This window comes from Flavobacterium sp. ARAG 55.4 (assembly GCF_051846875.1).
Taxonomy (GTDB): domain Bacteria; phylum Bacteroidota; class Bacteroidia; order Flavobacteriales; family Flavobacteriaceae; genus Flavobacterium; species Flavobacterium plantiphilum.
In genome coordinates this window covers 36,399-62,922 of record NZ_JBPYCT010000015.1, presented here as the reverse complement: position 1 = coordinate 62,922, position 26,524 = coordinate 36,399, and the positions used below count along the sequence as shown (strand labels likewise).

25 protein-coding genes are annotated in these 26,524 nt (G+C 34.4%); 12 read left to right on the top strand and 13 right to left on the bottom strand.

The window, feature by feature from the left end:
- Positions 1-66: 66 nt before the first annotated feature.
- A complete protein-coding gene (locus ACSV4D_RS15805; protein WP_439229049.1) occupies positions 67-1,335 on the bottom strand; it encodes an aminotransferase class I/II-fold pyridoxal phosphate-dependent enzyme in 1,269 nt (422 codons plus the stop codon).
- A 962-nt stretch (positions 1,336-2,297) separates the two neighbouring features.
- On the opposite strand from ACSV4D_RS15805, the gene ACSV4D_RS15800 reads away from it, so the two are divergent.
- The 10 genes from ACSV4D_RS15800 to ACSV4D_RS15755 all read left to right on the top strand — a co-directional run bounded on the left by ACSV4D_RS15800 (position 2,298) and on the right by ACSV4D_RS15755 (position 10,686).
- A complete protein-coding gene (locus tag ACSV4D_RS15800) occupies positions 2,298-2,660 on the top strand; it encodes a hypothetical protein (RefSeq protein ID WP_439229028.1) in 363 nt (120 codons plus the stop codon).
- A 22-nt stretch (positions 2,661-2,682) separates the two neighbouring features.
- A complete protein-coding gene (locus ACSV4D_RS15795) occupies positions 2,683-2,883 on the top strand; it encodes a YqaE/Pmp3 family membrane protein (RefSeq protein WP_439229027.1) in 201 nt (66 codons plus the stop codon).
- Between the two features lie 35 nt (positions 2,884-2,918).
- Positions 2,919-3,269: a DUF2200 domain-containing protein gene (locus ACSV4D_RS15790; protein ID WP_439229026.1), complete on the top strand. Its 351-nt coding sequence runs from the start codon at positions 2,919-2,921 to the stop codon at positions 3,267-3,269.
- A 127-nt stretch (positions 3,270-3,396) separates the two neighbouring features.
- Positions 3,397-3,777 carry an STAS/SEC14 domain-containing protein gene (locus ACSV4D_RS15785; RefSeq protein WP_408082773.1) on the top strand — a complete coding sequence of 127 codons (381 nt, stop codon included), beginning with the start codon at positions 3,397-3,399 and terminating at the stop codon, positions 3,775-3,777.
- An 18-nt stretch (positions 3,778-3,795) separates the two neighbouring features.
- On the top strand, positions 3,796-4,308 hold the full coding sequence (locus ACSV4D_RS15780; protein WP_408082774.1) for a pyridoxamine 5'-phosphate oxidase family protein: 513 nt from the start codon (positions 3,796-3,798) through the stop codon (positions 4,306-4,308).
- Between the two features lie 153 nt (positions 4,309-4,461).
- Complete coding sequence (locus ACSV4D_RS15775; protein WP_439229025.1) at positions 4,462-5,259, top strand: NYN domain-containing protein; 798 nt, start codon at positions 4,462-4,464, stop codon at positions 5,257-5,259.
- 145 nt (positions 5,260-5,404) lie between these two features.
- Positions 5,405-6,913 (top strand): FMN-binding glutamate synthase family protein, encoded by a 1,509-nt coding sequence (locus ACSV4D_RS15770; protein WP_439229024.1) that lies wholly within the window; start codon positions 5,405-5,407, stop codon positions 6,911-6,913.
- 271 nt (positions 6,914-7,184) lie between these two features.
- Positions 7,185-7,763, top strand: coding sequence for a non-canonical purine NTP diphosphatase (locus tag ACSV4D_RS15765; RefSeq protein ID WP_439229023.1), 579 nt, complete (start codon positions 7,185-7,187; stop codon positions 7,761-7,763).
- A 206-nt stretch (positions 7,764-7,969) separates the two neighbouring features.
- Positions 7,970-9,835, top strand: a complete 1,866-nt coding sequence (locus ACSV4D_RS15760) for a DEAD/DEAH box helicase (protein ID WP_439229022.1) — start codon at positions 7,970-7,972, stop codon at positions 9,833-9,835.
- 86 nt (positions 9,836-9,921) lie between these two features.
- Positions 9,922-10,686 (top strand): carboxypeptidase-like regulatory domain-containing protein, encoded by a 765-nt coding sequence (locus ACSV4D_RS15755; protein ID WP_439229021.1) that lies wholly within the window; start codon positions 9,922-9,924, stop codon positions 10,684-10,686.
- Positions 10,687-10,764: 78 nt separating this feature from the next.
- Here ACSV4D_RS15755 and ACSV4D_RS15750 read toward each other — a convergent pair whose 3' ends face one another.
- Positions 10,765-12,228: an aminoacyl-histidine dipeptidase gene (locus ACSV4D_RS15750; protein WP_439229020.1), complete on the bottom strand. Its 1,464-nt coding sequence runs from the start codon at positions 12,226-12,228 to the stop codon at positions 10,765-10,767.
- A 168-nt stretch (positions 12,229-12,396) separates the two neighbouring features.
- Here ACSV4D_RS15750 and ACSV4D_RS15745 point away from each other — a divergent pair, with 168 nt between their 5' ends.
- The gene (locus ACSV4D_RS15745; protein WP_439229019.1) at positions 12,397-13,401 is read left to right on the top strand and encodes a DUF3810 domain-containing protein; all 1,005 of its coding nucleotides are present in this window, start codon (positions 12,397-12,399) and stop codon (positions 13,399-13,401) included.
- Here ACSV4D_RS15745 and ACSV4D_RS15740 read toward each other — a convergent pair whose 3' ends face one another.
- Both ACSV4D_RS15740 and ACSV4D_RS15735 read right to left on the bottom strand, forming a co-directional pair.
- The gene (locus ACSV4D_RS15740; RefSeq protein WP_439229018.1) at positions 13,402-14,214 is read right to left on the bottom strand and encodes a lysophospholipid acyltransferase family protein; all 813 of its coding nucleotides are present in this window, start codon (positions 14,212-14,214) and stop codon (positions 13,402-13,404) included.
- A gap of 61 nt (positions 14,215-14,275) precedes the next feature.
- Entirely contained in the window at positions 14,276-14,926 is a 651-nt protein-coding gene (locus ACSV4D_RS15735) for an NUDIX hydrolase (protein ID WP_439229017.1), read from the bottom strand.
- An 86-nt stretch (positions 14,927-15,012) separates the two neighbouring features.
- Here ACSV4D_RS15735 and ACSV4D_RS15730 point away from each other — a divergent pair, with 86 nt between their 5' ends.
- A complete protein-coding gene (locus ACSV4D_RS15730; protein ID WP_439229016.1) occupies positions 15,013-15,453 on the top strand; it encodes a DUF4268 domain-containing protein in 441 nt (146 codons plus the stop codon).
- Between the two features lie 10 nt (positions 15,454-15,463).
- Here ACSV4D_RS15730 and ACSV4D_RS15725 read toward each other — a convergent pair whose 3' ends face one another.
- From ACSV4D_RS15725 to ACSV4D_RS15685, 9 genes are all read right to left on the bottom strand, one after another.
- Positions 15,464-15,883 (bottom strand): hypothetical protein, encoded by a 420-nt coding sequence (locus ACSV4D_RS15725; protein ID WP_439229015.1) that lies wholly within the window; start codon positions 15,881-15,883, stop codon positions 15,464-15,466.
- Between the two features lie 10 nt (positions 15,884-15,893).
- Positions 15,894-16,838, bottom strand: coding sequence for an NAD(P)H-dependent flavin oxidoreductase (locus ACSV4D_RS15720; protein WP_439229014.1), 945 nt, complete (start codon positions 16,836-16,838; stop codon positions 15,894-15,896).
- Between the two features lie 7 nt (positions 16,839-16,845).
- A complete protein-coding gene (locus ACSV4D_RS15715; RefSeq protein ID WP_439229013.1) occupies positions 16,846-18,459 on the bottom strand; it encodes a S8 family serine peptidase in 1,614 nt (537 codons plus the stop codon).
- An 85-nt stretch (positions 18,460-18,544) separates the two neighbouring features.
- Complete coding sequence (mnmA, locus tag ACSV4D_RS15710) at positions 18,545-19,732, bottom strand: tRNA 2-thiouridine(34) synthase MnmA (protein ID WP_408082791.1); 1,188 nt, start codon at positions 19,730-19,732, stop codon at positions 18,545-18,547.
- 102 nt (positions 19,733-19,834) lie between these two features.
- Positions 19,835-20,548, bottom strand: a complete 714-nt coding sequence (locus tag ACSV4D_RS15705) for a toxin-antitoxin system YwqK family antitoxin (RefSeq protein WP_439229012.1) — start codon at positions 20,546-20,548, stop codon at positions 19,835-19,837.
- Positions 20,549-20,641: 93 nt separating this feature from the next.
- Positions 20,642-22,534 (bottom strand): membrane protein insertase YidC, encoded by a 1,893-nt coding sequence (gene yidC, locus ACSV4D_RS15700; protein ID WP_408082793.1) that lies wholly within the window; start codon positions 22,532-22,534, stop codon positions 20,642-20,644.
- 65 nt (positions 22,535-22,599) lie between these two features.
- Positions 22,600-24,213: a CTP synthase gene (locus tag ACSV4D_RS15695; RefSeq protein ID WP_439229011.1), complete on the bottom strand. Its 1,614-nt coding sequence runs from the start codon at positions 24,211-24,213 to the stop codon at positions 22,600-22,602.
- A gap of 143 nt (positions 24,214-24,356) precedes the next feature.
- Positions 24,357-24,590, bottom strand: coding sequence for a DUF3820 family protein (locus tag ACSV4D_RS15690; protein ID WP_073246726.1), 234 nt, complete (start codon positions 24,588-24,590; stop codon positions 24,357-24,359).
- An 11-nt stretch (positions 24,591-24,601) separates the two neighbouring features.
- Entirely contained in the window at positions 24,602-26,479 is a 1,878-nt protein-coding gene (locus ACSV4D_RS15685) for a LysM peptidoglycan-binding domain-containing protein (protein WP_439229010.1), read from the bottom strand.
- Positions 26,480-26,524: the final 45 nt, after the last annotated feature.

The window sequence follows — 26,524 nt, the reverse complement described above, 5'->3', positions numbered from 1 at the left end:
TCCACTCATATAATGAATGGATTCTTTTATATAATTCCCATAAAGAGAATCTAAGTTTTAATTGTATTAAGCTTGCGCTTCCATATCTACTGTTGTTTTTTCAGCAATAGACTTATAAGTACCGTTTACTAATTTCTCACGGATAGCTTCAAAAGCGGTTAATGTTTCCTCAATATCAGCTAAGGTATGAGAAGCCGTAGGAATCATTCTTAACAAGATAATTCCTTTAGGGATAACCGGATAAACCACGATTGACAAGAAAATACCGTAGTTCTCTCTCAGGTCGTTTACCATCACCATAGCTTCTGGAATACTTCCTTCAAGATATACCGGAGTAATACAAGTATTTGTATCTCCAATATTAAATCCGTTTTCTTTCAATCCGTTTTGTAACGTATTTACGTTTTCCCACAATTTATCTTTAATCTCAGAAGATTTACGCAACAACTCTAAACGTTTCAAAGAACCTAAAGTCTGAATCATAGGCAATGCCTTAGCAAACATTTGCGAACGCAAGTTGTATTTTAAATAATCAATAACATCTTTATCAGCCGCTACAAATGCTCCAATGTTAGCCATCGATTTTGCAAAAGTTGAAAAATAAACATCAATTCCGTCCTGACAGCCTTGCTCCTCACCTGCTCCGGCACCTGTTTTTCCAAGAGTACCAAAACCGTGTGCATCATCAACTAATAAACGGAAATTGTATTTCTCTTTCATAGCAACAATTTCTTTCAATTTTCCTTGTTGCCCGCGCATTCCAAAAACACCTTCGGTAATAAATAAAATACCTCCTCCGGTTTCCTGAGCCATTTTAGTAGCACGTTGGAGGTTTTTCTCCATACTATCTAAATCGTTGTGCTTATAAGTAAAACGCTTACCCATGTGCAAACGAACACCATCAATAATACAGGCATGCGAATCTACATCATATACAATAATATCATTTTTAGTTACCAAAGCATCAATGATAGAAACCATTCCCTGATACCCAAAATTCAATAAATAAGCTGATTCCTTCATTACAAATTCAGCCAATTCTTTTTCTAATTGTTCGTGATAAGTTGTGTGACCACTCATCATACGCGCACCCATTGGGTAAGCCGCACCAAACTGAATTGCAGCATCAGTATCAGCTTTACGCACTTCAGGATGATTGGCCAGACCTAAATAGTCATTCAAACTCCAGTTCAAAATATCTTTTCCTGCAAACTTCATTCTAGGCCCTAATTCTCCTTCTAATTTAGGAAATACAAAATATCCTTCTGCTTGCGAAGCCCATTTCCCTAACGGTCCTTTATTGCTCTGAATTCTTTCGAATAAATCTTTTACCATACTATCGTGATGTAATAACATTAATTTTAACAGTTTGCAAAAATAATTATTTAAATTTTATTAGCACCTTTTAAGCTAAATTTATTTTCAGGAGCTATTTATGTTAGCATTTTTTCAATGACTTTCCATTTTAAATAAAATGAAATTTATATTTTTTGTAAGAAAAAATGAATATATTTGATCAAAATACAAACCAAAATACAGTTTCGTCAAACTAACTGATTTTGAGAATATAAGCGCTATTTTTTAGCGAGCATTTAAAAGTTAGCACACATTTAAATGAAAACAGTAGCAAAAACATTAATTATTACATTTTTATGTCTTCTTGTTTCAATAATTTTTGCAGGTGGAGGACACGGCACATATATTCCTGCTAAAATAATTTTCCCTTTTACAATGTTATTAACAAATTTGAATAGAAAAATAAATTTAATTGGTTTTGTCCTCGCTTTAATCCAAATACCGATTTATAGCCAAATTTTAATACACAAACCGAAATGGAGATACTTTCTGTTTGGTATACATTTATTTGCATTAGCTTTATGTTTTTACCTTAACAACGACTCATTTTGAATTTACAAAAACTCACTAAACTAAAAACCGAATATAAAAGTATTGCAATCAATAGTATACTATTCTTTGTGATTCTCATTTTACTCTTTATAATTGAAATTTTTGTCTTTTGGGGAATTTACGGTGAAGGCGCGACTGCAAGCAGAATTTCAGCAATTTGGTATGTTGAACTGATTTTGGACCATTTACCAATCTTAATAATCGGTGGATATTTAATTTTTAAAACATCTTCAAACTTTAACAAACAGAAATATATTGAATCCAAAACTAATATAATTACATTAATAATTTTGATTATTTTATTCTTAATGCGAAACGAAGTTCAACAATTAATTTGCTATTTTAGTTGAATTACCATTTTATCATATTTTAACCATAAAACTAAAAAAATGAACTTGAAAAAAATCTTAAGCTATACTATACTTCTAACTATAATTTGTTCAATTCCTATCGTAATTGATTTTATAGTTCAACAATTAAATGGAAGTAAAGGAAACACAATGGTGGTTATTATGGTTTCAGTCATTTTTGCTGTAAACATTGCGTTTGCTTTTCTTAATACAAAATATACCTTTTGGAAAAAAATCATGTTTCCCGCTTTAGTAACAATAACAAGTATTATTTTATCAATATTAATTCTCCAATTGAATCTTTTCCCTGTTTATGATCCATATGGAATTATAACATTGATTGTTGCAAATGGAGTTTTCACAGTTATCACTTGGGAAATAGTTTTTCAATTAAATAACTGAAATCAATAATAAAAACTAAACCATGACCTTAATTGCCATTTTCTTTCCGTTCGTTTCTTTCTTTTTAAGAGGTAGGATATTAACTGGAATTCTTTGTTTAGTATTACAAATAACTCTTATTGGTTGGATTCCTGCTGCCATTTGGGCAGTCATCTCTTTACAAAATGCAAGAGCTAATAAAAGAAATAAAGAACTGATAAAAACTATCAAATCTAAAACCTAAGTCTGCAAGTAGCACTTAAAATTTATTTAATAAAAATGAAGAATCATAAAGTATTTAAAATGCCTTTTGCTTCAGTTTATCCGCACTATATTGCTAAGGCAGAGAAAAAAGGACGTAGCAGACAGGAAGTAGACACCATTATCTTCTGGCTTACCGGATACAACGAGCAAAACTTGCAACATATTCTGGAAAACCAAACTGATTTTGAAACATTCTTTGCTCAGGCACCACAAATAAACCCGAATGTTTCTAAAATCACAGGCGTGATATGTGGCTATCGTGTAGAAGAAATCGAAGACAAACTGATGCAGCAAATTCGTTATCTGGACAAATTAATTGATGAATTAGCTAAAGGAAAAACAATGGAAAAAATTCTACGCAGTTAGATCAATTAACTCCCTCTTAACCGAATCACGTTTTAGGATTCCAAACAAAATCCTGTAATAATTCGGTAAAAATCTGTAACATACCAAAAGTATAGAAGTGATATTTTTGACTTAAAATAAAACAGTCATGATAGCTATACTACAAAACACACCCGATAATGTTGCTGCTTTTGAAGCACGCGGCACGGTAACCCAGGCCGATTTTGAAAACGTGGTCTTCCCCACTGCGGAACAAAAAGTAAAAATTTTCAATGAATTAAACTACCTTTTGTATCTCAATACTGAAATTGGAGATTTCACTTTTAAAGCCTGGCTGCAGGACTTACTTCTTGGAATAAAAAACCTCTCCAAATGGAATCGTTGCGCTATTGTTACAGACAATAACAATGTGCAAAATTTTACCGAAATATTTAGTGTTCTGATGCCCGGAGAATTCAGATCTTTTTCAAAGAACGAATTAGACACCGCCATTCTTTGGTGTGCTGACGGAACAGAAAACAATCATTAACTTTTAAAAATCTAAGACATGTCAATAGAAAATTTAACACAGACCAAAGCCATTGAAAAATTAAAAGAATTATCAGAAAGCGCCAGAGTTTGTATGTTTTGTACCAACTTAACTGAACTTCCAATGAATTCCCGTCCGATGAGTCTTCAGGAATGCGACAAACAAGGAAATCTTTGGTTTCTAAGCAGCTCCGAGAGCAATAAAAATTTTGAAATAAAAGAAGAGAATAAAGTACAGTTATTTTTTATGAATAACGGAAACGCCGAATACCTGTCAATTTACGGTAAAGCTTTTATTTATAAAGACAAAAATACAATAGAAGAACAATGGAGCTCACTGGCTAATGCATGGTTTGAAGATGGAAAAGAAGATCCTAAAGTAACCGTAATCAGAGTTACACCAGAAGAAACTTATTACTGGGATACCAAAGCCGGTAAATTTGTAACAATGCTAAGCTTTATTGGTGCCGCTTTAACAGGATCAACAACGGACAACAGTGACGGAATTGAAGGAAATCTGAATATCAGATAAAAAACAACCTGACTCTTCTGTAAAAATAGTATCAAATAAGGAGAAGCAAAAAACTTCTCCTTTTTCTGTTTAAAAGAACGCAGAATGAAATAACAGCAAACAGAACAAAAACTAAAGTAAAATATTTATCTTTAGCTCACTTAAAAAAATGCAATGCCACAAAATACAAAAGAACTCAAATTAGCCGTATTAATTGATGCCGATAATGTTCCATACAGCAATGTAAAGGGAATGATGGAAGAAATCACTAAATACGGAACTCCCACAACAAAACGCATCTATGCCGACTGGACCAAACCCAATGCTAATGGCTGGAAAGGCGTTTTATTAGAACACGCTATTACTCCTATCCAGCAATATGGTTATACCACAGGCAAAAACTCTTCAGATTCCGCACTGATTATCGATGCGATGGATTTACTCTATTCAGGCAAACTGGACGGTTTTTGTATTGTTTCCAGTGACAGTGATTTTACACGTTTAGCCATCCGATTAAGAGAATCCGGCATGAAAGTCATCGGAATTGGAGAACAAAAAACACCTAAACCTTTTATCAGTGCCTGCGACCGCTTCATATTTATCGAAGTTTTAGATGGTGCAATTAAGAAAAAGACAGCTAAAACGGTAGTAGATTCTAAAAAACCAGTTGAAAAAACCACTGTTAGAACAACTGAAAAGTCTGTACAAAAACCGCTAAACAAAATAGACGAACCTACAATTGATCTTATTGAAGATTCGATTGATGATATTGCCGATGATAGCGGATGGGCCTTCTTAGGTGACGTAGGAAATCTGATTGTAAAGAAAAAACCCGAGTTTGATCCCAGAAATTACGGTTTTACAAAACTGACCCCCATGTTAAAATCGCTCACAGATATTCTTGAAATAGATGAAAGAGATTCAGACAAAAAAGGGATAAAACATGTTTATGTCCGTTTACGTTTTAGTTAATAAATACTCATATTAAGACAGTTAAACGGCTATTTTAAACACAGTACATCTCCGAAATTTAAGGTTATTTTAAAAGATTCTATAAGTAACTCCAATCCTTTTTGGATTAAATTTGTGTTTGCCTGCAATTTAAATCAATTATCAAATGAGAAAGCAAATTTTCATCGTTGGAATTTCATTATTAGCCATTTCATTATTTTTCAATTATTACATGGAAACATCGTATTTGTTTTCTGTAATAATGGTGGTTTTCATAGGTATAGGATTTTATAATAGTGTCCAAAAAAAACATGCTATACTCCGAAACTTCCCAATTATAGGGTATTTCAGGTATATTTTCGAAAGTATTTCACCTGAAATCCAACAGTATTTTATCGAGCGCTCCACCGACGGGAAACCATTTTCACGCAATCAGCGCTCTCTGGTCTATCAAAGGTCTAAAAATATTGATTCTAATACTCCTTTTGGAACACAATTAAATATAAATCATACGAATTATGAAGGGATTAAACATTCTGTATTCCCAACCAAAGTAAATGAAGAATTACCTCGTGTAATGGTGGGAGGAAAAGACTGCAAACAGCCTTATTCAGCTTCGTTGCTGAACATTTCTGCGATGAGTTTCGGTTCATTAAGCGAAAATGCAATTTTAGCATTAAACAAAGGCGCTTTAAGAGGTCATTTCTATCACAATACCGGCGAAGGAGGATTAACTGATTTTCATTTACAGGGCGCCGATGTTACCTGGCAAATAGGAACAGGCTATTTTGGCTGCAGGGACGACAGAGGAAATTTTGACGGAGGAAAATTCAAAGAAAAAGCTAGCCATCCGAATGTAAAAATGATTGAAATTAAGCTCTCTCAAGGTGCCAAACCAGGTCATGGCGGAGTATTACCAGCAGCTAAAAACACGGAACAAATTGCAAAAATAAGAGGCGTACTACCCCATACACTGATTCTGTCTCCTCCGGCTCACAGTGCTTTTTCTGACGCCAGAGGCTTAATCGAATTTATTGCCCGTCTGCGCGAATTATCGAATGGAAAACCCATCGGATTCAAACTCTGTATCGGAAAAACAAGTGAATTTGAAGCCATTTGTCACGAAATGATCGCTGCAGATTGTTATCCGGATTTTATTACTGTAGATGGAGCTGAGGGAGGAACCGGAGCTGCACCTTTAGAATTTTCTGATGGTGTGGGAATGCCTTTTGAGCCCGCTTTAATATTTGTTAATAAAACATTGGTTAATCTCAACATCCGCGATAAAATACGAATAATAGGAAGTGGTAAAATTATTTCCGGTTATTCTGTCTTACATGCTATTGCTTTAGGAGCAGATATGTGCAACAGCGCCAGAGGATTCATGTTTTCACTGGGATGTATTCAGGCATTGCGTTGCCATAACAATCAATGCCCTACAGGTGTAGCTACCCAGAATAAAATGCTGATGAAAGGTTTAGTAGTAACAGATAAATCTGAACGGGTATATCATTATCATCGAAATACCCTTCATGCGGCTAATGAATTGCTGGCTGCAGCCGGAAAAACCAGTTTTGCAGAAGCTGATATTTCTATTTTTATGCGTGGTGATGAGTTCAGCCATCTTTCTGATTTGTATTTCCCCAATAATTTAACAAATGTCAGCCAGCATTAAAAAAAAGGAGGGCTGTTAAAGCCCTCCAACATTGGTTTTGATTTACTATTCTCAACTTATATAATTAACTAAAAAGGTGTTGATAGTGTGTTTTCATTTTTCTACCCAAATTAACATACACACATAGTGAATCAAAACCACAGTGTAAAGATACGGCAATTATTCATAATAATTTTGTTTCCAGAAACGATTTAACATCTAATTAACCTGAATAACAGCTAGTTATACAATATTTAATACTAAATATCACCATTTCTTAAAATCTTAAATTATGCAACTTGTATTCGCATCCAATAACAAAAATAAAATTAAAGAAATTCAACAACTATTACCTGAAACAATTGAGGTTTTGAGTCTCGAAGCAATAGGTTGCCATGAAGAAATTCCTGAAACAGCTGACACTATAGAAGGAAACGCCATACTGAAAGCTAATTATGTAACTCAAAAATACGGTTATGACTGTTTTGCTGATGATACCGGACTGGAAGTGGAAGCCTTAAACGGAGCACCAGGTGTATATTCTGCACGATATGCAGGGATGCAGCGTAATGCAGAAGACAATATGAATCTTTTGCTGGAAAATCTCAAAGACAAAAACAACCGTACCGCACAATTTAAAACTGTAATTGCATTAAATGTAAACGGAAAACAACAATTATTTACCGGAATAGCAAAGGGGAAAATTACGATGAAAAAATCAGGAAATCAAGGATTTGGATATGATCCAGTTTTTCAGCCCGAAGACTATCAGCAAACTTTTGCTGATTTAGATTTAAAAATAAAAAACCAAATCAGCCATCGCAGCAAAGCTACCCAATTACTCATTTCTTATTTAACAGAAACAAAATAATTATTTAAAATCCAACAATTTTTATTTATTTTTTTCTAAAATACACTTGTTGTTTACCATTAAAATTCATAAACCAAAGGTGCAGTTTTAAGTTTAAAAACATAACTTTCTGATAATCAAAAGATATTAAATCATTAAAACTTAGAAATGCATTAGTTTATATGGATTATTAACAGTAATTTTGCACCCTATTTTAAAAATACATAATGAATAAATTTGAACAATTAGGATTGAGTGAATCGTTACTGAAGGCGATTTTAGATCTAGGATTTGAGAATCCGTCAGAAGTACAGGAGAAAGCGATTCCCCTATTATTGGAAAAAGATACAGATTTAGTTGCGTTGGCTCAGACAGGGACAGGGAAAACGGCAGCTTTTGGTTTTCCAGTTATTCAAAAAATTGATGCCGACAACAGAAATACACAGGCGTTGATTTTATCTCCAACGCGCGAACTTTGCTTACAGATTACCAACGAACTTAAAAACTACTCTAAATACGAAAAAGGTATTAATGTGGTAGCAGTTTACGGAGGAGCTAGTATTACAGAACAAGCCAGAGAAATTAAAAGAGGAGCTCAAATTATTGTAGCTACACCAGGAAGAATGCAGGATATGATTAACAGAGGATTAGTAAACATCACTCAGATTAATTATTGTATTCTGGACGAAGCAGACGAAATGCTGAATATGGGATTCTATGAGGACATCGTAAACATCCTTTCAACAACACCGGATGAAAAAAACACCTGGTTGTTTTCTGCAACTATGCCTGCGGAAGTAGCCAGAATTGGAAAACAATTCATGACTAACCCTGCAGAAGTTACCGTAGGTACTAAAAACTCTGGTTCTGCGACGGTTTCTCACGAATTTTATCTGGTAAATGCCCGTGACCGTTACGAAGCTCTGAAACGTTTAGCTGATGCAAACCCTGACATTTTCTCAGTGGTTTTCTGTCGTACAAAACGTGATACACAAGCTATTGCCGAAAAACTAATCGAAGACGGATACAGCGCTGCAGCTTTACACGGAGATTTATCTCAGGCACAACGTGACGGGGTAATGAAATCTTTCCGTGGTAGACAAATCCAAATGCTTGTTGCAACAGATGTAGCGGCTCGTGGAATTGACGTTGATAACATTACTCACGTAGTAAACTATCAATTGCCGGACGAAATTGAAACGTACAACCACCGTTCAGGAAGAACAGGTCGTGCCGGAAGATTAGGAACTTCTATTGTAATTGTAACAAAAAGTGAATTACGCAAGATTTCTTCTATCGAAAGAATCATCAAACAAAAATTTGAAGAAAAAACAATTCCGTCAGGAATTGAAATCTGTGAAATCCAATTATTACACTTAGCAAATAAAATTAAAGATACTGAAGTAGATCATGAAATTGACAACTACTTACCGGCTATCAATGATGTATTAGAAGGTTTGTCTAAAGAAGAGTTAATTAAGAAAATGGTTTCTGTTGAGTTTAACCGTTTTATAAACTACTATAAGAAAACAAGAGATATTTCTGCTTCAGGATCTGACAGACGTGATCGTGGAGACGACCGTGCACCAAGAGAAAACAATAATGGCGGTGCTACAAGATATTTTGTAAACATTGGTTCCAGAGATAATTTTGACTGGATGTCATTAAAAGATTACCTGAAAGAAACATTAGACTTAGGTCGTGATGATGTTTTCAAAGTGGATGTAAAAGAAGGATTCTCTTTCTTTAACACTGATCCGGAACATACTGACAAAGTAATGGAAGTACTGAACAACGTACAGTTAGAAGGTCGTCGTATCAATGTTGAGATTTCTAAAAATGATGGTGGTGGAAGACGTGATCATAATGGAAGAAATTCAGGCGGAAGACGCGAAGGCGGAAGACGCGAAGGAAGTTTTGCTCCACGCAGAGAAGGCAGTTTTAGAAGTGACAGAAATTCAGCTCCAAGAGAAGCTGGTTTCAGAAATGACAGAGGTGCTTCAAGACGTGAAGGAGGTTCTTCAGAAAGACCTGCAAGACGCTCGGAAAGTTTTGGGGATGCTCCAAGACCAAGAAGACCAAGAAGAGATTAACGATTCGTTAATTTTCTTATAATTAAAATAATAAACTACAAAATATTTAAAGCCGATTTATTACTTTTAAAGTTTTAAACCAGTTTATGAAATATTTTGTAGTTTTCTTTTTTATAGTATTCTCTACAGTCACTTTTGCTCAGGATCAAATTACTTCCCAAAAAGTAACCGGCTATATCTATAACGACAATACTAAATCTCCCTTATCAGGTGTAAACATCATCAATATCAACAGAGTAAGAGGTTCCAGAACTGACATGAGCGGATATTTTGAAATTGATATCCACCCTAACGACACCTTACATTTGTCCCTTTTAGGATTTCAGTCACTACGAGTGAAAGTAACAAATGACTGGATAAAAAACAAAATAGCTAAAATATATCTGACCGAAAAAGCAATTGCGTTAGAAGAGGTTGTTATCCGTCCCTTTAACCTCACCGGTTATTTAGAAGTTGATTCTAAAACGATTCCTATCAACAAAAATTATCAATACAGTATTTCAGGACTGAACAATGGTTATGAAGCAGGTGAATATTCTCCGGGAGCTTTTGGAAAAGTTTTGGGTTCTATATTCAACCCTGCCGATATGCTTTATAATTTCTTTGGAAAAAAAGCCACTGAGTTAAAAAAATTAAAAGAAATCAAAAAAGACGACACCGTAAGAAATCTTTTAGAATCTAAGTTTGACCGCGAAACACTGGCAGTGCTGCTGGGTATAGATAAAAATGAAATTCCTGAAATTTTACAACGATGCAATTATTCGGAGTCTTTCATTCAAACTGCCAATGACCTCCAAATTATGGATGCCATAAGCGGCTGTTATGAACAATACAAAGTTTTGAAAAAATAAAGTTTTAGTTTAGATAAATCCTCAATTGAAATAATTGAGGATTTTTTTTAGATTAAAAAACAGCACACTGCTACACTATTATTTTAACGGAATGTTTGCCAAAATCTCTACTAAAAATTTCCAGAATTTCCGGGAAGAAGTAATACTTGCTCTTTCATCGGGTGAATGAGCTCCATGAATGGTAGGACCAAAAGAAATCATATCCATATCCGGGTAATTAGCGCCTAAAATCCCGCATTCTAAACCGGCATGACAAGCCACTACTTTAGGTTTTTCTTGATTTAGCTTTTCATATATTGGAACTAAAACATCCAATATCTCCGATTGCGCATTAGGTGTCCATCCGGGATAAGAACCCGAAACCTCCACCTCGCAGCCCATTAATTCAAAAGCAGAACGCAGCTCATTAGCCAAATCAAACTTAGCCGATTCAACCGAAGAACGCGTTAAGCACTGCACTGATAATTTCCCTTTACCCAAATCAACTTTTGCAATATTATTGGAAGTTTCAACCAGATTATCAAAATCGGCACTCATTCTATGCACCCCGTTTGCAGCAGTAGCCATTGACCGTACAAAGTAATATTGTGCCATTGGAGGCATCACTTTTGCAGGTGTATTTTTTAATTTTTCGAAAACAATTTCTAAATCCGGTTCAGTAGTTTTCAGTTCATTTTTAATTTCGCCTACAATTTGCTGCATATCAAACACAAAAGCTTCATCATAAACCGAAGCAATAATCACTTTTGCTACACTTTCACGCGGAATTGCATTACGTAAACTTCCTCCTTTTATTTCAGAAATTTGCAAACCAAAACTATCAAAACCGTCAAATAACAGTCTATTCATAATTTTATTAGCGTTTCCTAAACCTTTGTGAATGTCAATCCCGGAATGCCCCCCTTTAAGTCCTTTAACAGTTATGCTATATCCTACCGAATGTTCCGGAGTTTCTTCCTCATCATATTCTGCTTCGGCAGTGACATCAACACCTCCGGCACAGCCAATATCGATTTCATCATCTTCTTCAGTATCCAGATTCAACAAAATTTGCCCTTGTAACAAACCTTCTTCTAAGTTCATGGCACCCGTCATTCCTGTTTCTTCGTCAATTGTAAATAAGGCTTCAATAGCAGGATGAGCGAGATCTTTGCTTTCTAAAACAGCCATAATTGCTGCAACTCCCAGTCCATTATCTGCTCCTAAAGTTGTTCCTTTAGCACGCACCCAGTCACCATCTACATACATTTCAATTCCTTGTGTATCAAAATCAAAAACGGTTTCCGCATTTTTTTGATGCACCATATCTAAATGCCCCTGTAAAACTACAGGCTTGCGATTCTCCATTCCCGTCGTTGCCGGTTTTCTGATAATTACATTTTGAACTTTATCTTCAAAAACCTCTAATCCTAACTTCTTACCAAAGTCTTTTATAAATGCCACTACACGTCCTTCTTTCTTTGAAGGCCTTGGGACTGCATTAAGAGTAGCAAAATTATTCCACAAAACCTGTGGTTCTAAATCCCGTATTTCCTGACTCATATTGTTGTGTTGTATTTTCGATTTAAAAACTCAAAGTTACAAAGTTTAAAATCCTTTTCGGATAATAAATTAATTATTGTAATTATATTTACAACTCTATAAAATGTCATTTTGAAAAGAAAATATTTATTACCAATACTGCTTATTTTTCAGATTCTGATTCTAAAAATGCTCTTTTTTTTTCCCGAATTAGTAGAATCTTTTTACAGCAACGGACTATATCCGTTACTTTCTGATTTTTTGAGAATAGTATTGGGATGGATTCCGTTTTCAGTGGGCGATATTTTATATTTTATACTGATTGTATTTTGTGTAAAATGGTTTTGGTACAACCGGAAGAATTGGAAATTAAACTGGAAAAACCTGTTATTAAAGATATTGAGTTTTGTTTCTGTTTTTCATTTCTTCTTTTATTTTATCTGGGCAATTAATTATTACAGAGTTCCTCTTTTTGAAAAAATGAAAATTGAACGTGATTATACTGATGCTGATTTATTAGATTTTACCAAAAAAGTTATTGCAAAAACGAATCAAATTCAAAACCGCATCACTAAAAATAACCGATTAAAAGTGATCTATCCATATACGCATGAAGCCACTTTTCAAAAAAACAGGAATGGTTATCAAAATCTGGCAAAAAAACACCCTGCCTTTACTTATACTAATCAAAGCATAAAAAAATCCCTGTTTAGTTTACCTTTAACTTACATGGGTTTTGGTGGTTATTTAAATCCGTTTACTAATGAAGCTCAGGTAAATTATTTAATGCCTATGTACAATTTACCCACAACCAGTTGTCACGAAATGGCACATCAAATGGGATTCGCCAGTGAAAGTGAATGCAACTTTATTGGCTTTCTTGCTTCGGTAAACAATGACGATTTATATTTTAAATATTCCGGTTACAGTTTTGCATTGCGGTATTGTATGAACAATTGGTATCTTAGAAATAAAAAAGTTCATCAGGAATTATTAAAAACTATTCATCCCGGAATCATAAAAAACTATAAGGAAACAGAACAATTCTGGATGCAGTATCAAACCCCTGTGGAAAGAGGATTCCATACTTTTTATGACCATTATTTAAAAATCAACCAACAGGAAGAAGGAATAAACAGTTATAGTAAATTTGTTGATTTATTAGTGAATTATTATAAAAATAAAACTTTATAATTATTCTATTTCCCATTGACGCAATTTGTTTAATTGTTCCTGTTCTTCTAACTCTTCAGCTGGAATAACCTTTAAAAAAGAAGGATGCTGCTCTATGGCATACTCTATCTTTTCTACAATTTCGTCAATGGTATCTATTTCATAATCAATAGCAAGCGGTTCTTTAATGATAAAAGACTGTAAAATTCCTTTCTTTTTCATTCGGATTCCTTTTCTGTCAAATGAGCGTCTGAAACCATCAATAACAATCGGCACTACTATAGGACGATGTTGTTTAATGATGTGTGCGGTACCTTTTCTGACAGGCTTAAAAGAACGGGTAGTTCCCTGCGGAAAAGTAATAACCCAACCGTCGTTCAGCGCTTTTTTTATGTTTTCGGTATCATTCGGGTTTACCGCTTTTTTCTCCGTCACATCTACCCCTTCAGAACGCCAGGTTCTTTCAACAGGAATGGCTCCGGCATAAGATAATATTTTAGGTAACAGCCCCGAACGCATGGTTTCCTTAGCGGCAACATAATAAATATTCATCTTAGGCTGCCATAAATAACCAATATTCTTAATTGAATCAATTCGTCCGCTTAAACTGGCATTAAAAACATGAAACATTGCCACCACATCAGCAAAATAAGTTTGATGGTTAGAGATAAAAAGCACATTAGTATCGGGTAATTTTCGAATAATCTCCGAACCTTCAATCTGTAATTCATTAAAACCCCGATAGCGTCTATGAGTAAAACTTCCAAAAAAACGGATCAGCCATTTTTTTAGAAATAAAATGTGTCCAAAAGGATTTCTTTTAATAAGTCTCATAAACAGTTTTAAATTTTAAATGTTAGCTTATAAATTTACAAAAATAATAGAAAGCGCTCTATTATTCAGCATCCTCAAAAACGCTTAACAACACATCTTTCAATTCACTGAGCATCATTGCAGTAGCTCCCCACACAATATGTTCATCAATCTTAAAAGCCGGAACTTCAATGAAAGCCCCATATGACGTTGACAAATTTTCGACAGATAAAATAGCATCATCCTGAAAAACTTCCAGAGGCAATTCAATAATTGACGCTACTTCTTCAGGATCCAAAATAAAAGCCGGTTCTTCGGTACAAACCCCTAAAAAAGGATACACCATAAAATTACTTGGCGGAATATACAACGGACTAAAATCTTTCACTATTTGGATTTTACTGCGACTGATTCCAATCTCTTCCTCTGTTTCTCTTAAAGCAGTCTCTCTTAAATTTATATCTCCTGTTTCAAATTTACCACCCGGAAAAGCAATTTGTGCGGAATGAACGCCTTCATATGAATTGCGGACAATAAGTACAAGATGAGTTTGTTGATTTTTAGGATAAAACAACATCGTTACAGCAGCTTCTCTTGGGTGTTTTTCTTCCAGATTAATTCTCTTCAAAAGCTGTTTGCGCTCAAGAGGCATCATCTTTTCATGAGAAGCAAAAGCAGGAAGCGATGCCTGAACTAAATTAGGTATAATTTTTAAAAAATGCTGAAAATCCATAATCAAAGTCTATTTTTGCAAATAAAACATAAATATACTTTAGAAAAGAAGCCTGAACAAATTTCTAAAGATGAAAGCTTAATATAATGTACAGTAAAGAAGAAACGCAACGCTTAAAGAGAGAATTCTGGGTGACATTTGCCGAAAAACACCCACGAAAATGGTTGTTATATGACACTAAAATTAAAGACTTCTCTTTTAAATTTTATGTGGACAACAAAAAAGCGCAGGTACTTATAGACATTGAGCCTCGCAATACCGAAAAGAGAATTGCTTACTTTGAAAAGTTAGAAGCTTTAAAAAACATTTTAGAGGAAGAATTCATCAGTGATTTAGTATTCGAAAAAGACTATGTTTTAGAAAATGGAAAAACCATTAGCAGGATTTGGGTTGAAAAATCAGGCGTTGGTTTTAGCAACCGCAATCACTGGGAGATTATTTTTGATTTTTTCAATGAAAAAATGGATGCCCTGGAGCGTTTTTATCTGGAATATGATGAGTTTATAAAAGATATTGAAATCGAATAATATTCCGATTTTACATCGCAAAAATATTATACACAATCACGTGATCGGGATAAGTGATATAAAGTTGTTTGCGGTTTTTCTGCATTTTACGGGTAATAATTGAAACTGTACAATCAACACCATCGTTATCTTTACAGCTAAAAGAATACACTAAATCACTTTCAGATTCAGATTCAGGCTGATAAACTAGTATATTATACAATTGAATATTTTGAGAATATACTACAATCCTGTTCTTGTCAGTATCTAAATTGACAGCAATATTGACTAATCCCAACTCAGACCATTTCCCCCATTTTCCATTCTCATTTTTCTCTAAAACACTGAATCCTGAAGTCCTGAATCGATATACCTGACTATAAGACTGCTGGAAACCAATTGCAAAAAACAATAAAGTGATGTAAAAATAAAAGCTTTTTTTTTGTGTCATTTTGACTTATTTAAAATAAAAAATTGGCAACTTGTTTTTTAGCAAATTCATATTCCCTCATCATATCTAAAACAATAGTTTCAGCTGACTTTATTTCGTGAATTAATCCGGCTACCTGACCTATTTCTAATTCTCCCTCATCTACATCACCTTCAAAAATACCTTTCTTAGCACGGGCTCTTCCTAATAATCCGGACAAATCTTCTACAGTTGGACAGTGGGTGTATAATTCCTCAATATCTTTAAAAAACTTATTCTTTATCAATCTGACGGGCGTTAATTCCTTTAATGTTAATTGGGTACCACCTTCTTTTGTATCCAGAATTATTTTCTTAAAATTATCGTGCGCCGAAGATTCTGTTGAAGCAGCAAACCGGCTTCCTACCTGCACACCATCTGCCCCCAGAACCATTGCTGCCAGCATACCGTTTCCATTGGCTACACCACCGGCTGCAATAATAGGAATTTTTATTTGTTCTTTCACCATCGGAATTAAAGTAAAAGTAGTGGTTTCATCGCGACCATTATGCCCTCCTGCTTCAAAACCTTCAGCAACGACGGCATCTACTCCTGCTTGCTGTGCTTTCAACGCAAACTTGGTACTGCTCACCACATGGACTACTGTAATTCCATTGTCCTTTAAATAAGGTGTCCAGGTCATAGGATTTCCTGCCGAAGTAAACACGTTTTGCACCTTTTCCTCAACAATTATCTTCATAATTTCTTCGATATTTGGATACAACATCGGAATATTGACTCCAAAAGGTTTTGAAGTAGCTTTTTTACATTTGCGAATATGTTCTCTTAAAACTTCCGGATACATTGAACCGGCACCTATCAATCCCAAACCTCCGGCATTACTTACTGCACTGGCTAATTTATAACCGCTAACCCAAACCATTCCCGCCTGAATCAAAGGATATTTTATATTAAATAATGTTGTTATTCTGTTCATTTGCCAATCAATTTTTAATTATTTTCCCATATCTGGAAATGAAATCCGATTCAATTTTATAGAAATAAAGTCCTTTACTTAAAGGTTCTAAAGAAAAATTGGTTTCTAAATCCAGTACCTTACTTTCTAAAACTTTTTGTCCAAGTACATTATAAAAAAGTATTTTCCCTTTATTAAAATCAGCAGGAAAACGAACAGAAACAACATCAGAGGCAGGATTCGGATAAGCGACAAAATACTGCAGATTTTCATTTTTTAAATTTACTTTGTTGGTCAATGCCAAATTAAAATCAGGAATTCCATAACCATACAGATTATCCGGTGTATTATAATTATCAGATGATTCAAGCAGCATTTCTTTTATTTCCTGATTTGTTTTCTCTGGATAGGCCTGCCACAAACAGGCAAGCATTCCGGCAATAAGCGGAGCCGAAAAAGAACTTCCATTAAGATAAATATTATTTCCATTCTCATCAGACACTACTGTATTTTGCCCCAGAGCCATTACTTCAGGCTTTATCCGACCATCAGATGTGGGACCTGCAGAGCTAAAACTTACCCGATTTTTATGTTCATTTACTGCTCCTACTCCAATAACAGAAGCAGCATCTGCCGGAGCTCCTATATACGGATCCTTAGTTGCTCCTTCATTTCCTGCCGAAACAACTACAAGCATTCCGCGGCTAAAAGCAATTTCGGCTCCTTGAGAAATAAAAGCTGTACTTCCGTTTCTTTGTTCATAAGTATGATTATATGCGGGATTGTCAAACTCCGTATACCCTAATGAACTATTTATAATATCCACTCCTAAACTATCTGCTTTTTCAGCAGCCTCTACCCATAGTGATTCCTCCACCGGATTTTCAGCACTTACATCTTCGGTAACAAACAGATAATAAGAAGCACCTATCGCTGTACCTGTTAATGAATTCTCAGTATAAGCACCCATCGTGGAAAGCACATTGGTACCATGGGAATCCTTAGTATAAACTGCATCACTTCTGGTTACAAAATTATAAACTCCTAAAATTTGTTTATTATCCCTTAACCGTTTAAACGGAACTATTTTATCAACACCTAAAAAACCGGCATCCAGCACAGCTAATATTTTTCCTGAACCGGTATATTTTTGCTGATGTAAAACCTGTCCGTTCAGCATTTTTATTTGCAAATCAGCAGTTTCATTATCAGTAGGGATATGCTTTTCTTTTTTTAAATGCTTGTTTTTCTTAATAACAATTTTTGAACCTTTATTTATTTGATTTAAAACAGGATTGGCAAAATCTATCTTAGATACAAAACCATACTTTTTTAATGCATTCACTGCATTCTGAGAACCTCTTACATGAATGGCATTCATCCATTTAGACTTAGCCATAATTTGGATTCCCGAAACCTTTTTTATGATACTAATAAAATTCTGATCGATAGGAATATCTTTAAAATCCAAAGCAATATTTTGAGTATTCCTTCGGTCTAAAGCACGCTGTGAAAGCATTTTTAACGGATTATTATAAAAATAATGCTCATTTGCTTTAGCATTAAAATATACCCAGGCTTCTTCCTGCGAAAAAACAAAAAGAGGAAATAATAGTAAAAATAACAAACGAGACTTTCTCATAAAGTGTGATACCGTTTAAAAAAAAAGTGATTAATCTATAAAAGAATTAATCACTTAAATTTATTATTTTTTTCTGAAAGTATCACTAAGAAATCACTCCGGAACCTAATAATTCATCCTCCTGATACCAGGCTACAAATTGTCCCTCGGTTATAGCCGACTGTGGCTCTTCAAAAGAAACATACATTCCGGATGCAAACTGATGTAATGTAGCTTCTTGTAAAGGCTGCCTGTAACGAATCCTGGCCATTACTTTCATCGAATCTCCATTGGCCAGAGCCAAATCTTCACGAATCCAATGCACTTCAGATTTTTCTACAAATAAAGCTTTTCTAAACAAACCCGGATGATGGCTTCCCATTCCGGTATAAATAATATTCGAATCAACATCCGTAGCTATCACAAATAAACCTTCAGCAGTTCCTCCTACATTTAAGCCTTTACGCTGACCGATGGTAAAATAATGTGCTCCCTGATGTCTGCCTACTGTTTTTCCCATATCCGGTGTATAAGCAATTGGACTTGCTGCCAGAGACAAGGTTTCTTCATCTGACAAACCTTTAGGTATTCCAATGTCATAAACGGAATTATTTTTATCAATCTGGACAATTATTCCCGGCTTAGGTTGTAATTTTTGTTGTAAAAATTCCGGAAGACGTACTTTACCAATAAAACACAATCCCTGAGAATCTTTCTTCTCTGCAGTAACTAATTCCATTTCTGCTGCAATTTCTCTAACCTGAGGTTTGGTTAATTCTCCAATAGGAAAAAGCGCTTTGGCTAATTGCTCCTGTGACAACTGGCACAAGAAATAAGATTGATCTTTGTTATTGTCAACACCGGCCAGTAATTGATAAACCGGCTTTCCGTCAACATCAATTTCACTTTTGCGGCAATAATGTCCTGTAGCCACATAATCGGCTCCAAGACTTAAGGCAATTTTCATGAAAACATCAAATTTTATCTCGCGATTACACAGCACATCGGGATTAGGAGTTCTTCCTTTTTCATATTCGTTGAACATATAATCAACGATTTTTTCTTTGTATTGTTCACTTAAATCAACGGTTTGAAACGGAATTCCCAGCTTCTCAGCTACTAACAAAGCATCATTACTGTCTTCTAACCACGGACAATCATTAGATATCGTTACCGAATCATCATGCCAGTTTTTCATAAAAAGCCCAATAACCTCATAACCTTGCTGTTGCAACAAATAAGCTGCAACACTTGAATCTACACCACCAGAAAGTCCTACTACAACACGTTTCATTATAAATTTATTTTTAATGCCTGCAAAGGTACAAAGTTTTCAAACGATTCTGTTCATTATCACATTTCGTTTGTATACTAAAAACATTTAAGAACAAAAGAACTATTTTTTCTTTGCCGTTTCTTTTGATTTATAAAGGCTCAAATTCTCTTCTGCAGTCAATTTTCCATTTTCGAAAAATTGCCAGATACCGGTTTTTTTTCCGTTAGTGAATTTACCTTTTGAAACGATATTGCCGTCAACATCCCTAAAAACAGCTTCACCATCATATTGATCATTTTTAAAAGCAACTTCTTCTAAAACAACTCCTCTTTCGGAATATTTTTTAGAACTGCCATTTTTTGAACCTGATTTATAATGGGTTTCTTCGGCAATTTTTCCGCTTGGAAAAAATACAGAACGCAACCCTTCTAATTTTCCATTTTTATAATGCTCATATGTCATAATGCTTTTAGAGTCTTTATGGTAATATTTCCATTCTCCTTCAAACATTTTATTGACTACCTTCCCTTCGCTGACTTTATTTTTATTCTGATCATAGAAAACCGTATAAGCTGCATTATCATCGGGATTAAAAGTTCGGGTAGCAATTACGGTTCCAGCTTTAGTATCATCAAAAAATTTAAATTCCCCTATTTCTTTACCATGCGAAAAAGTTCCTTCATACCGAGGTCTTTGAGACTCCGCATAAAAACCTTTCCATACACCATCTTTTTTCCCATTGGCATCCAGATTATTGTAAGCTTTCTGTGCCTGAAGATTACAAAAGCTTAAAAACAATAAAAAAACAAACCTTATTTTAGATATTGATTTCATAAAACTATTTTAACAACTTAAACGAATGATTCGGATTATAATTATCTGTAAACTAAAAAAATCCCGAATGAACGAGATTTTTTTAGTCTTATATTATTTCTTTTTCTTTTGCGCTTTCATCGCTTCCTGTTGCGCCATCGCTTCCTGAAGCTTTTGTTGAAACTTACTTTGTTTCTTAGGCTCTTTCTTTTTATTTTCCTGAATTTGAGCGTGAATCTTATCACTGTCAATAATGTAATTCTTGATTACTAACATGATTCCGATTGTAATGGTATTAGAAATAAAATAATACAAACTCAATCCTGACGCATAACTATTAAAGAATAATAACATCATTAATGGCGAAATATACACCATTATTTTCATCATTTTAGCCATATCAGGCATTCCTTCCTGTTGCGGTGTTGCCATTTGCTGATCTCCGGTTGTCATTTTCATATAAAAGAAAATAGCAATAGAGGCTAAAATAGGGAACAAACTAATATGATCTCCATAAGCAGGAATATGGAAAGGTAATTTATAAACCGAATCAAATGAAGACAAATCATCTGCCCACAAGAATCCTTTTTGTCTTAACTCAATAGCTGATGGAAAAAATTGAAACAAAGCATAAAAAACTGGCATCTGCAGTAAACCGGGTACACAACCCGCCATTGGATTCACTCCGGCTTTGTTGTACAACTTCATAGTTTCCTGTTGCTTTTTCATTGGTTCGTCTTTGTATTTTTCACTAATCTCAGTGATTTCAGGACGCAACACTTTCATTTTTGCCTGAGACAGGAACGACTTATACGTAATAGGAGACATTAGTAATTTTACTAAAATAGTAAACAATACAATAGCCCATCCCTGTGAAATAAACATACTCAGAAATCCATAAGTTGGAATAAACAGATGACGGTTAATCCAACCAAAAATTCCCCAGCCTAAGGCTACAATGTCTTCCAGATTTCTATCATAAGATTTTAATAATTTATAATCTGTAGGACCATAGTACCAGTTCATTTTTTGATCAATCTCTCCATTTTTGAAAGCCAGTGGCATTACTGCTTTGAAATGCTTGGTAAAAGTAGTATCAATCTCTTCATCATTCACTAAATTATCAGAATACAATTCAGCTGTTGCAAAAGGAGTTGATGATAATAAAATAGAAGAAAAGAAATGTTGTTTGTAAGCGACATAACTAACCTCTTCCGCTGTTTCTGTTTTGTCGTGTCCCTGACCTAAATAATCACTTTTACCATCTTCATATTCAAAATATATTTCAGAATAACGGTTCTCATAAGAGATACTTTTTTCATTAGTATAGGTTTTAAATTCCCATTCTAACTGTAACGGTTTTGCTGTTTTTAAAATAGTACCCAAACCTTGTGTCTGAATATCAAAGTCCAGCATATAATCATTTGCTTTTAATACATATTTATATTCTAAATAAGCATTAGGAGCTGCTTTTAAACGCATTGTCAAAATTTGGTCTTCACCATTTTTAGTCAAGGTTGGTTCAAAATAAAGTTCTTTTGTGTTTAAAGTATGGTTATCCGCAGTGGCTAATTCTAAATTAAATTGTGCATTATTATCCTTAATTAATTTGACTAACTCTCCAGATCCTTTTTTAGTACGTTCAAAATTTTTCAGAGTTGCTTCAGCAATATAACCTCCTTTATTTGCTATTTTAAGTTTTACTAATTTGTTTTCAATGGTAGTAAATTCCTCTTTCGCACTCGGCAAAGTAGCAGAATAAGCAAAGCTTCCTAAAGTTTTTTGAAGTTTTGCCAATTGCAGAGTATCATTTGATGCTACCGGAGCAGTAACTAATTTTGCTGCATTTTGTTGCGTTTTAGTATCTTTAACAACCAATTCTTTTTTGGCTTTTTCTGCAGCCAGTTCCGCTTCAGAAGGTTTGTTTTGGTACATGATCCAAAGCAATATACCGAAAATCAATACAAAACCAATTAACGAATTGGGGTCAAACTTTTTTTCTTCCATTTTTATATGAATTATTTTATGACTTATTGGGTCAGATTATTTTTATTCTAATGCAGAATACTTTACTATTTTTTTCTTGCTTTTACAGCCGCAGCAACAAAATTCACAAAAAGAGGATGCGGATTTGCTACCGTACTTTTATATTCAGGATGGTATTGAACTCCAATAAAGAAAGGATGATTTTCAATTTCTACAATTTCTACTAATCCTGTATCCGGATTGATACCTGAAGCTTTTAATCCTGCATTTTCTAATTCAGATACATAGGCACTATTGTATTCATAACGGTGACGGTGACGCTCAAAAATAGTAGTTTCCCCATAAATTCTGTAAGCCAGAGTATCCGGTTTTATCTCGCATTTCCATGCTCCCAGACGCATTGTTCCGCCTTTATCAGTTACATTTTTTTGCTCTTCCATTAAGTTCACCACAGGATGCGAGGTCTGATCGTTCATTTCAGTCGAATTTGCTTCAGCATACCCTAATACATTTCTGGAATATTCAATAACCGACATTTGCATTCCCAGGCAAATTCCGAAGAAAGGCATTTTGTTTTCACGTGCATAACGCACTGCAGCAATTTTTCCTTCGATTCCTCTTTCTCCAAAACCCGGAGCAACAAGAATAGCATCAATATCTTTGAATTTTTCAGCGATATTTTCTTCATCAATGTATTCGGAGTGAATAGAAACTACATTTACCTTCGTTTCATTAGCAGCACCCGAATGAATAAATGCTTCTAAAATAGACTTGTAACAGTCCTGCATTTCTACATATTTCCCAATCAAACCGATATTTACAGTATGTTTTGGACTTTTTAATCTCTTTAAAAAAGTATTCCAGGTTTTTAAATCAGGAGCAGCTTTTTTAGGCAGATCTAGCTTTTTCAGTGCAACAATATCTAATCCTTCTTCAAGCATTAAATTAGGTACTTCATATATAGTAGATGCATCGATAGACTGAATAACCGCTTCTTTTTTTACATTACAAAACAAAGCTAATTTGCTGCGTAATTCCTGCGAAAGTTCATGTTCTGTTCTACACACCAGAATATCAGCTTTAATTCCGCTTTCCATCAGCGTTTTTACAGAATGCTGTGTTGGCTTTGTTTTTAACTCCCCGGCAGCTGCCAGATAAGGAATCAGAGTCAGATGAATTACAATAGCATTATTTTCTCCTAAATCCCAAACCAGCTGACGCACCGATTCTATATACGGCAACGATTCAATATCCCCTACCGTTCCTCCAATTTCAGTAATAACGATATCATAATCACCGGATTTTCCCAGCAATTGCATTCTGTCTTTAATTTCATTAGTGATATGCGGAACAACCTGAACTGTTTTACCTAAGAATTCTCCTCTTCTCTCTTTTTCGATAACGGAAAGATAAATTCTTCCTGTTGTAACATTATTAGCCTGAGAAGTAGGAACATTTAAAAAACGCTCATAATGACCTAAATCCAAATCAGTTTCAGCTCCATCATCAGTTACATAACATTCCCCGTGTTCATAAGGATTCAACGTTCCCGGGTCAACATTTAAGTAAGGATCAAATTTTTGAATAGTAGTTCTGTATCCTCTTGCCTGTAATAATTTTGCTAACGATGCTGCTATAATTCCTTTTCCCAAAGATGAAGTAACCCCTCCGGTAACAAAAATATATTTTGTCTGATTCATGCTGTTCTAGTTTGTATTGTAGTTGTGTAAAAAACGTGGCAAAAATACGATTATAAATTTAGATTATGCTAATTTGGAAATGAGATAATTTCTAAATTTGACTTTTATGAATGCAAAAATAAAAACCTCATTAATTTCTTAAATCAATGAGGTTTTGGGTATCTTTTTTTAATATTTCGTATCAATTCTTCTAATCCGTTCAATTTTAATTCATAAATCAATTGTAATTGTTCACCTAATTCTCCTTTTGGAAATCCTTTATTATGATACCAGACCACATAATATTCGGGCAAATCAATCAAAAAACGACCTTCATATTTCCCAAAAGGCATTTTAGCATACGCCAGTTTTACTAATTTCTGTTGATTTGCATCCATCAAAAAAAAATTTAGTTTGCTGTTTTTTCGGTCAGATCAGTATCATAATACAAAATGTAAACTCCTTTATTAGCATAACCCATACCGTCTTTTTTATAATATTCAAATTTGTTTTCAAATTGTTCAGTAGCGGTAGTATTGACAGTATCTTCAAAAGATTTATTCTGCATTAAACGCATCATAGTATCAAAAGTAACATCAAATCCTCTGGTAGCATAATCGCTAGGCGAAATAAAATTCTGCTTTCTGAATTTATTTTCAAAAGCAATACGTTCCGGCGAAGTATTATCTCTTGTTACCGAAGGATACATTAATTTTAATTTTACCAGATTTGAAAATTTGATTTCATCAGAATCCAATGCATCATTAGGTTCTAACACTACTAATTGCACCTGATAATCCGGCATAACACTTAGCATAGCTGCAATAGTTGTTTTAACCATCCAGATACTGGCCGTCTCCATTAGTACATAATTCATCTTTCCTGTAACCAGCGTATTTCTAAGACTTTCTGCAGAAATATTACCGTTTTCATTCAATGCTACCAACTTTACATCAGGCTGGTTCTGAGCCAGATATAAATTCATCGAACTTTTTTTTCTGTCAACAACAGCCACAACGTTTCCGCGTTTAGAACGCATATAATCAAACATAGCAGTTTTTAACACATCATTTGAAGGTACAGTTTGATATAAATTTGCTATTGGATTACCGGAGTCTTTTGACAAAGGCGAAATCACAGGCACATTATAACTGCTTAATAATCGGGCTGTAGCTTCGGCATTATTTTGATAAAAAGGACCTATTAATGCATCGGCTGTTTGTAATTTATTAGCATTGATAATAGCTGCAGCATTGGAATTATACTTGGTTTCTTCAGAATCATATATACTGACATCGATTGGCAACCCCAGTGTTTTAGCCGAATCTATTGCCATCAAAGCTCCTGCATAGAAATCCAGTGTCATATTTAAAAACTTGTCTTTTTTCAATCGTTCTGTCATCGAATTTACGGTATCCCCTTCTACTCTGGAGACATTAAAAGGCAGTAACAAAGCTATCTTTTTACGTCCTCCCACATTTTTAGGACTCAAATCAGCATACACTTTATTTTCCTGAATCGCAGGAAAAGAAGTATTTGCAGGCACTTTTAAAAGCATTCCTATTTCAACACCATTCTTAAGTTCCGGATTTAGTTTAACTAACTCATCCTGACTCAAACCAAACATTTTTGACAAACTATACAAGGTTTCTTTAGGCTTTACCTGATAAGTATTGTATTTTTTTACTGAAACAGGAGCAGCTTCTTTTTGAAGAGTACTTTCATTTTTTGATGGATTTCCTTTGATTAACAAATGATAACCAATAGTAAGATTAGGTATAATCTCAGGATTTTTCCTTTCTAATTCCGCAATCGTAATTCCATATTTTTTAGCAATCGAGTATTTCGTTTCTTTTGGTTGTACATCATGATAAATTGCTTTTTGTACCGTTGCTTTATTTTTAGACGGAATCACTAAAGTTTGACCTATTTGCAAACCATCTGTTTCTAAAAAAGGATTCGCTTTTTTCAAATCAGCATCCGAAATAGCATATTTTTTTTCAATTCCGTATAAAGTTTCTTTAGGCAAAACTTTATGTGTAATTTGAGCCTGAGCAGCAGCAACTGTAAGTCCTGATTTAGAAGGGATCAAAAGCTTCATTCTGGGTTTCAGCTTATCCTGAGCATCCGGATTTAGTTTATAAATATCGTAAGGAGTTACCTGATACTTTTTAGCGATTTCAGTTATCGTTTCTCCCCGCTCTACTTTATGAGTAATCATTTCTTGCGAAAAAACAGCATTAGCAAACAGTAAAACAGGAATCCAAATGGCAAAAAAACACTTCATTCGATTATTTCTTTTAAAAAATTATTGTACTAAAGATAAGAAAAC

Bases quoted from the DNA above. Each gene is read 5' to 3' on its own strand.
- ACSV4D_RS15805 (WP_439229049.1), bottom strand. From the start codon at position 1,335: ATGGTAAAAGATTTATTCGAAAGAATTCAGAGCAATAAAGGACCGTTA.
- ACSV4D_RS15800 (WP_439229028.1), top strand. From the start codon at position 2,298: ATGAACTTGAAAAAAATCTTAAGCTATACTATACTTCTAACTATAATT.
- ACSV4D_RS15795 (WP_439229027.1), top strand. From the start codon at position 2,683: ATGACCTTAATTGCCATTTTCTTTCCGTTCGTTTCTTTCTTTTTAAGA.
- ACSV4D_RS15790 (WP_439229026.1), top strand. From the start codon at position 2,919: ATGAAGAATCATAAAGTATTTAAAATGCCTTTTGCTTCAGTTTATCCG.
- ACSV4D_RS15785 (WP_408082773.1), top strand. From the start codon at position 3,397: ATGATAGCTATACTACAAAACACACCCGATAATGTTGCTGCTTTTGAA.
- ACSV4D_RS15780 (WP_408082774.1), top strand. From the start codon at position 3,796: ATGTCAATAGAAAATTTAACACAGACCAAAGCCATTGAAAAATTAAAA.
- ACSV4D_RS15775 (WP_439229025.1), top strand. From the start codon at position 4,462: ATGCCACAAAATACAAAAGAACTCAAATTAGCCGTATTAATTGATGCC.
- ACSV4D_RS15770 (WP_439229024.1), top strand. From the start codon at position 5,405: ATGAGAAAGCAAATTTTCATCGTTGGAATTTCATTATTAGCCATTTCA.
- ACSV4D_RS15765 (WP_439229023.1), top strand. From the start codon at position 7,185: ATGCAACTTGTATTCGCATCCAATAACAAAAATAAAATTAAAGAAATT.
- ACSV4D_RS15760 (WP_439229022.1), top strand. From the start codon at position 7,970: ATGAATAAATTTGAACAATTAGGATTGAGTGAATCGTTACTGAAGGCG.
- ACSV4D_RS15755 (WP_439229021.1), top strand. From the start codon at position 9,922: ATGAAATATTTTGTAGTTTTCTTTTTTATAGTATTCTCTACAGTCACT.
- ACSV4D_RS15750 (WP_439229020.1), bottom strand. From the start codon at position 12,228: ATGAGTCAGGAAATACGGGATTTAGAACCACAGGTTTTGTGGAATAAT.
- ACSV4D_RS15745 (WP_439229019.1), top strand. From the start codon at position 12,397: ATGCTCTTTTTTTTTCCCGAATTAGTAGAATCTTTTTACAGCAACGGA.
- ACSV4D_RS15740 (WP_439229018.1), bottom strand. From the start codon at position 14,214: ATGAGACTTATTAAAAGAAATCCTTTTGGACACATTTTATTTCTAAAA.
- ACSV4D_RS15735 (WP_439229017.1), bottom strand. From the start codon at position 14,926: ATGGATTTTCAGCATTTTTTAAAAATTATACCTAATTTAGTTCAGGCA.
- ACSV4D_RS15730 (WP_439229016.1), top strand. From the start codon at position 15,013: ATGTACAGTAAAGAAGAAACGCAACGCTTAAAGAGAGAATTCTGGGTG.
- ACSV4D_RS15725 (WP_439229015.1), bottom strand. From the start codon at position 15,883: ATGACACAAAAAAAAAGCTTTTATTTTTACATCACTTTATTGTTTTTT.
- ACSV4D_RS15720 (WP_439229014.1), bottom strand. From the start codon at position 16,838: ATGAACAGAATAACAACATTATTTAATATAAAATATCCTTTGATTCAG.
- ACSV4D_RS15715 (WP_439229013.1), bottom strand. From the start codon at position 18,459: ATGAGAAAGTCTCGTTTGTTATTTTTACTATTATTTCCTCTTTTTGTT.
- mnmA (WP_408082791.1), bottom strand. From the start codon at position 19,732: ATGAAACGTGTTGTAGTAGGACTTTCTGGTGGTGTAGATTCAAGTGTT.
- ACSV4D_RS15705 (WP_439229012.1), bottom strand. From the start codon at position 20,548: ATGAAATCAATATCTAAAATAAGGTTTGTTTTTTTATTGTTTTTAAGC.
- yidC (WP_408082793.1), bottom strand. From the start codon at position 22,534: ATGGAAGAAAAAAAGTTTGACCCCAATTCGTTAATTGGTTTTGTATTG.
- ACSV4D_RS15695 (WP_439229011.1), bottom strand. From the start codon at position 24,213: ATGAATCAGACAAAATATATTTTTGTTACCGGAGGGGTTACTTCATCT.
- ACSV4D_RS15690 (WP_073246726.1), bottom strand. From the start codon at position 24,590: ATGGATGCAAATCAACAGAAATTAGTAAAACTGGCGTATGCTAAAATG.
- ACSV4D_RS15685 (WP_439229010.1), bottom strand. From the start codon at position 26,479: ATGAAGTGTTTTTTTGCCATTTGGATTCCTGTTTTACTGTTTGCTAAT.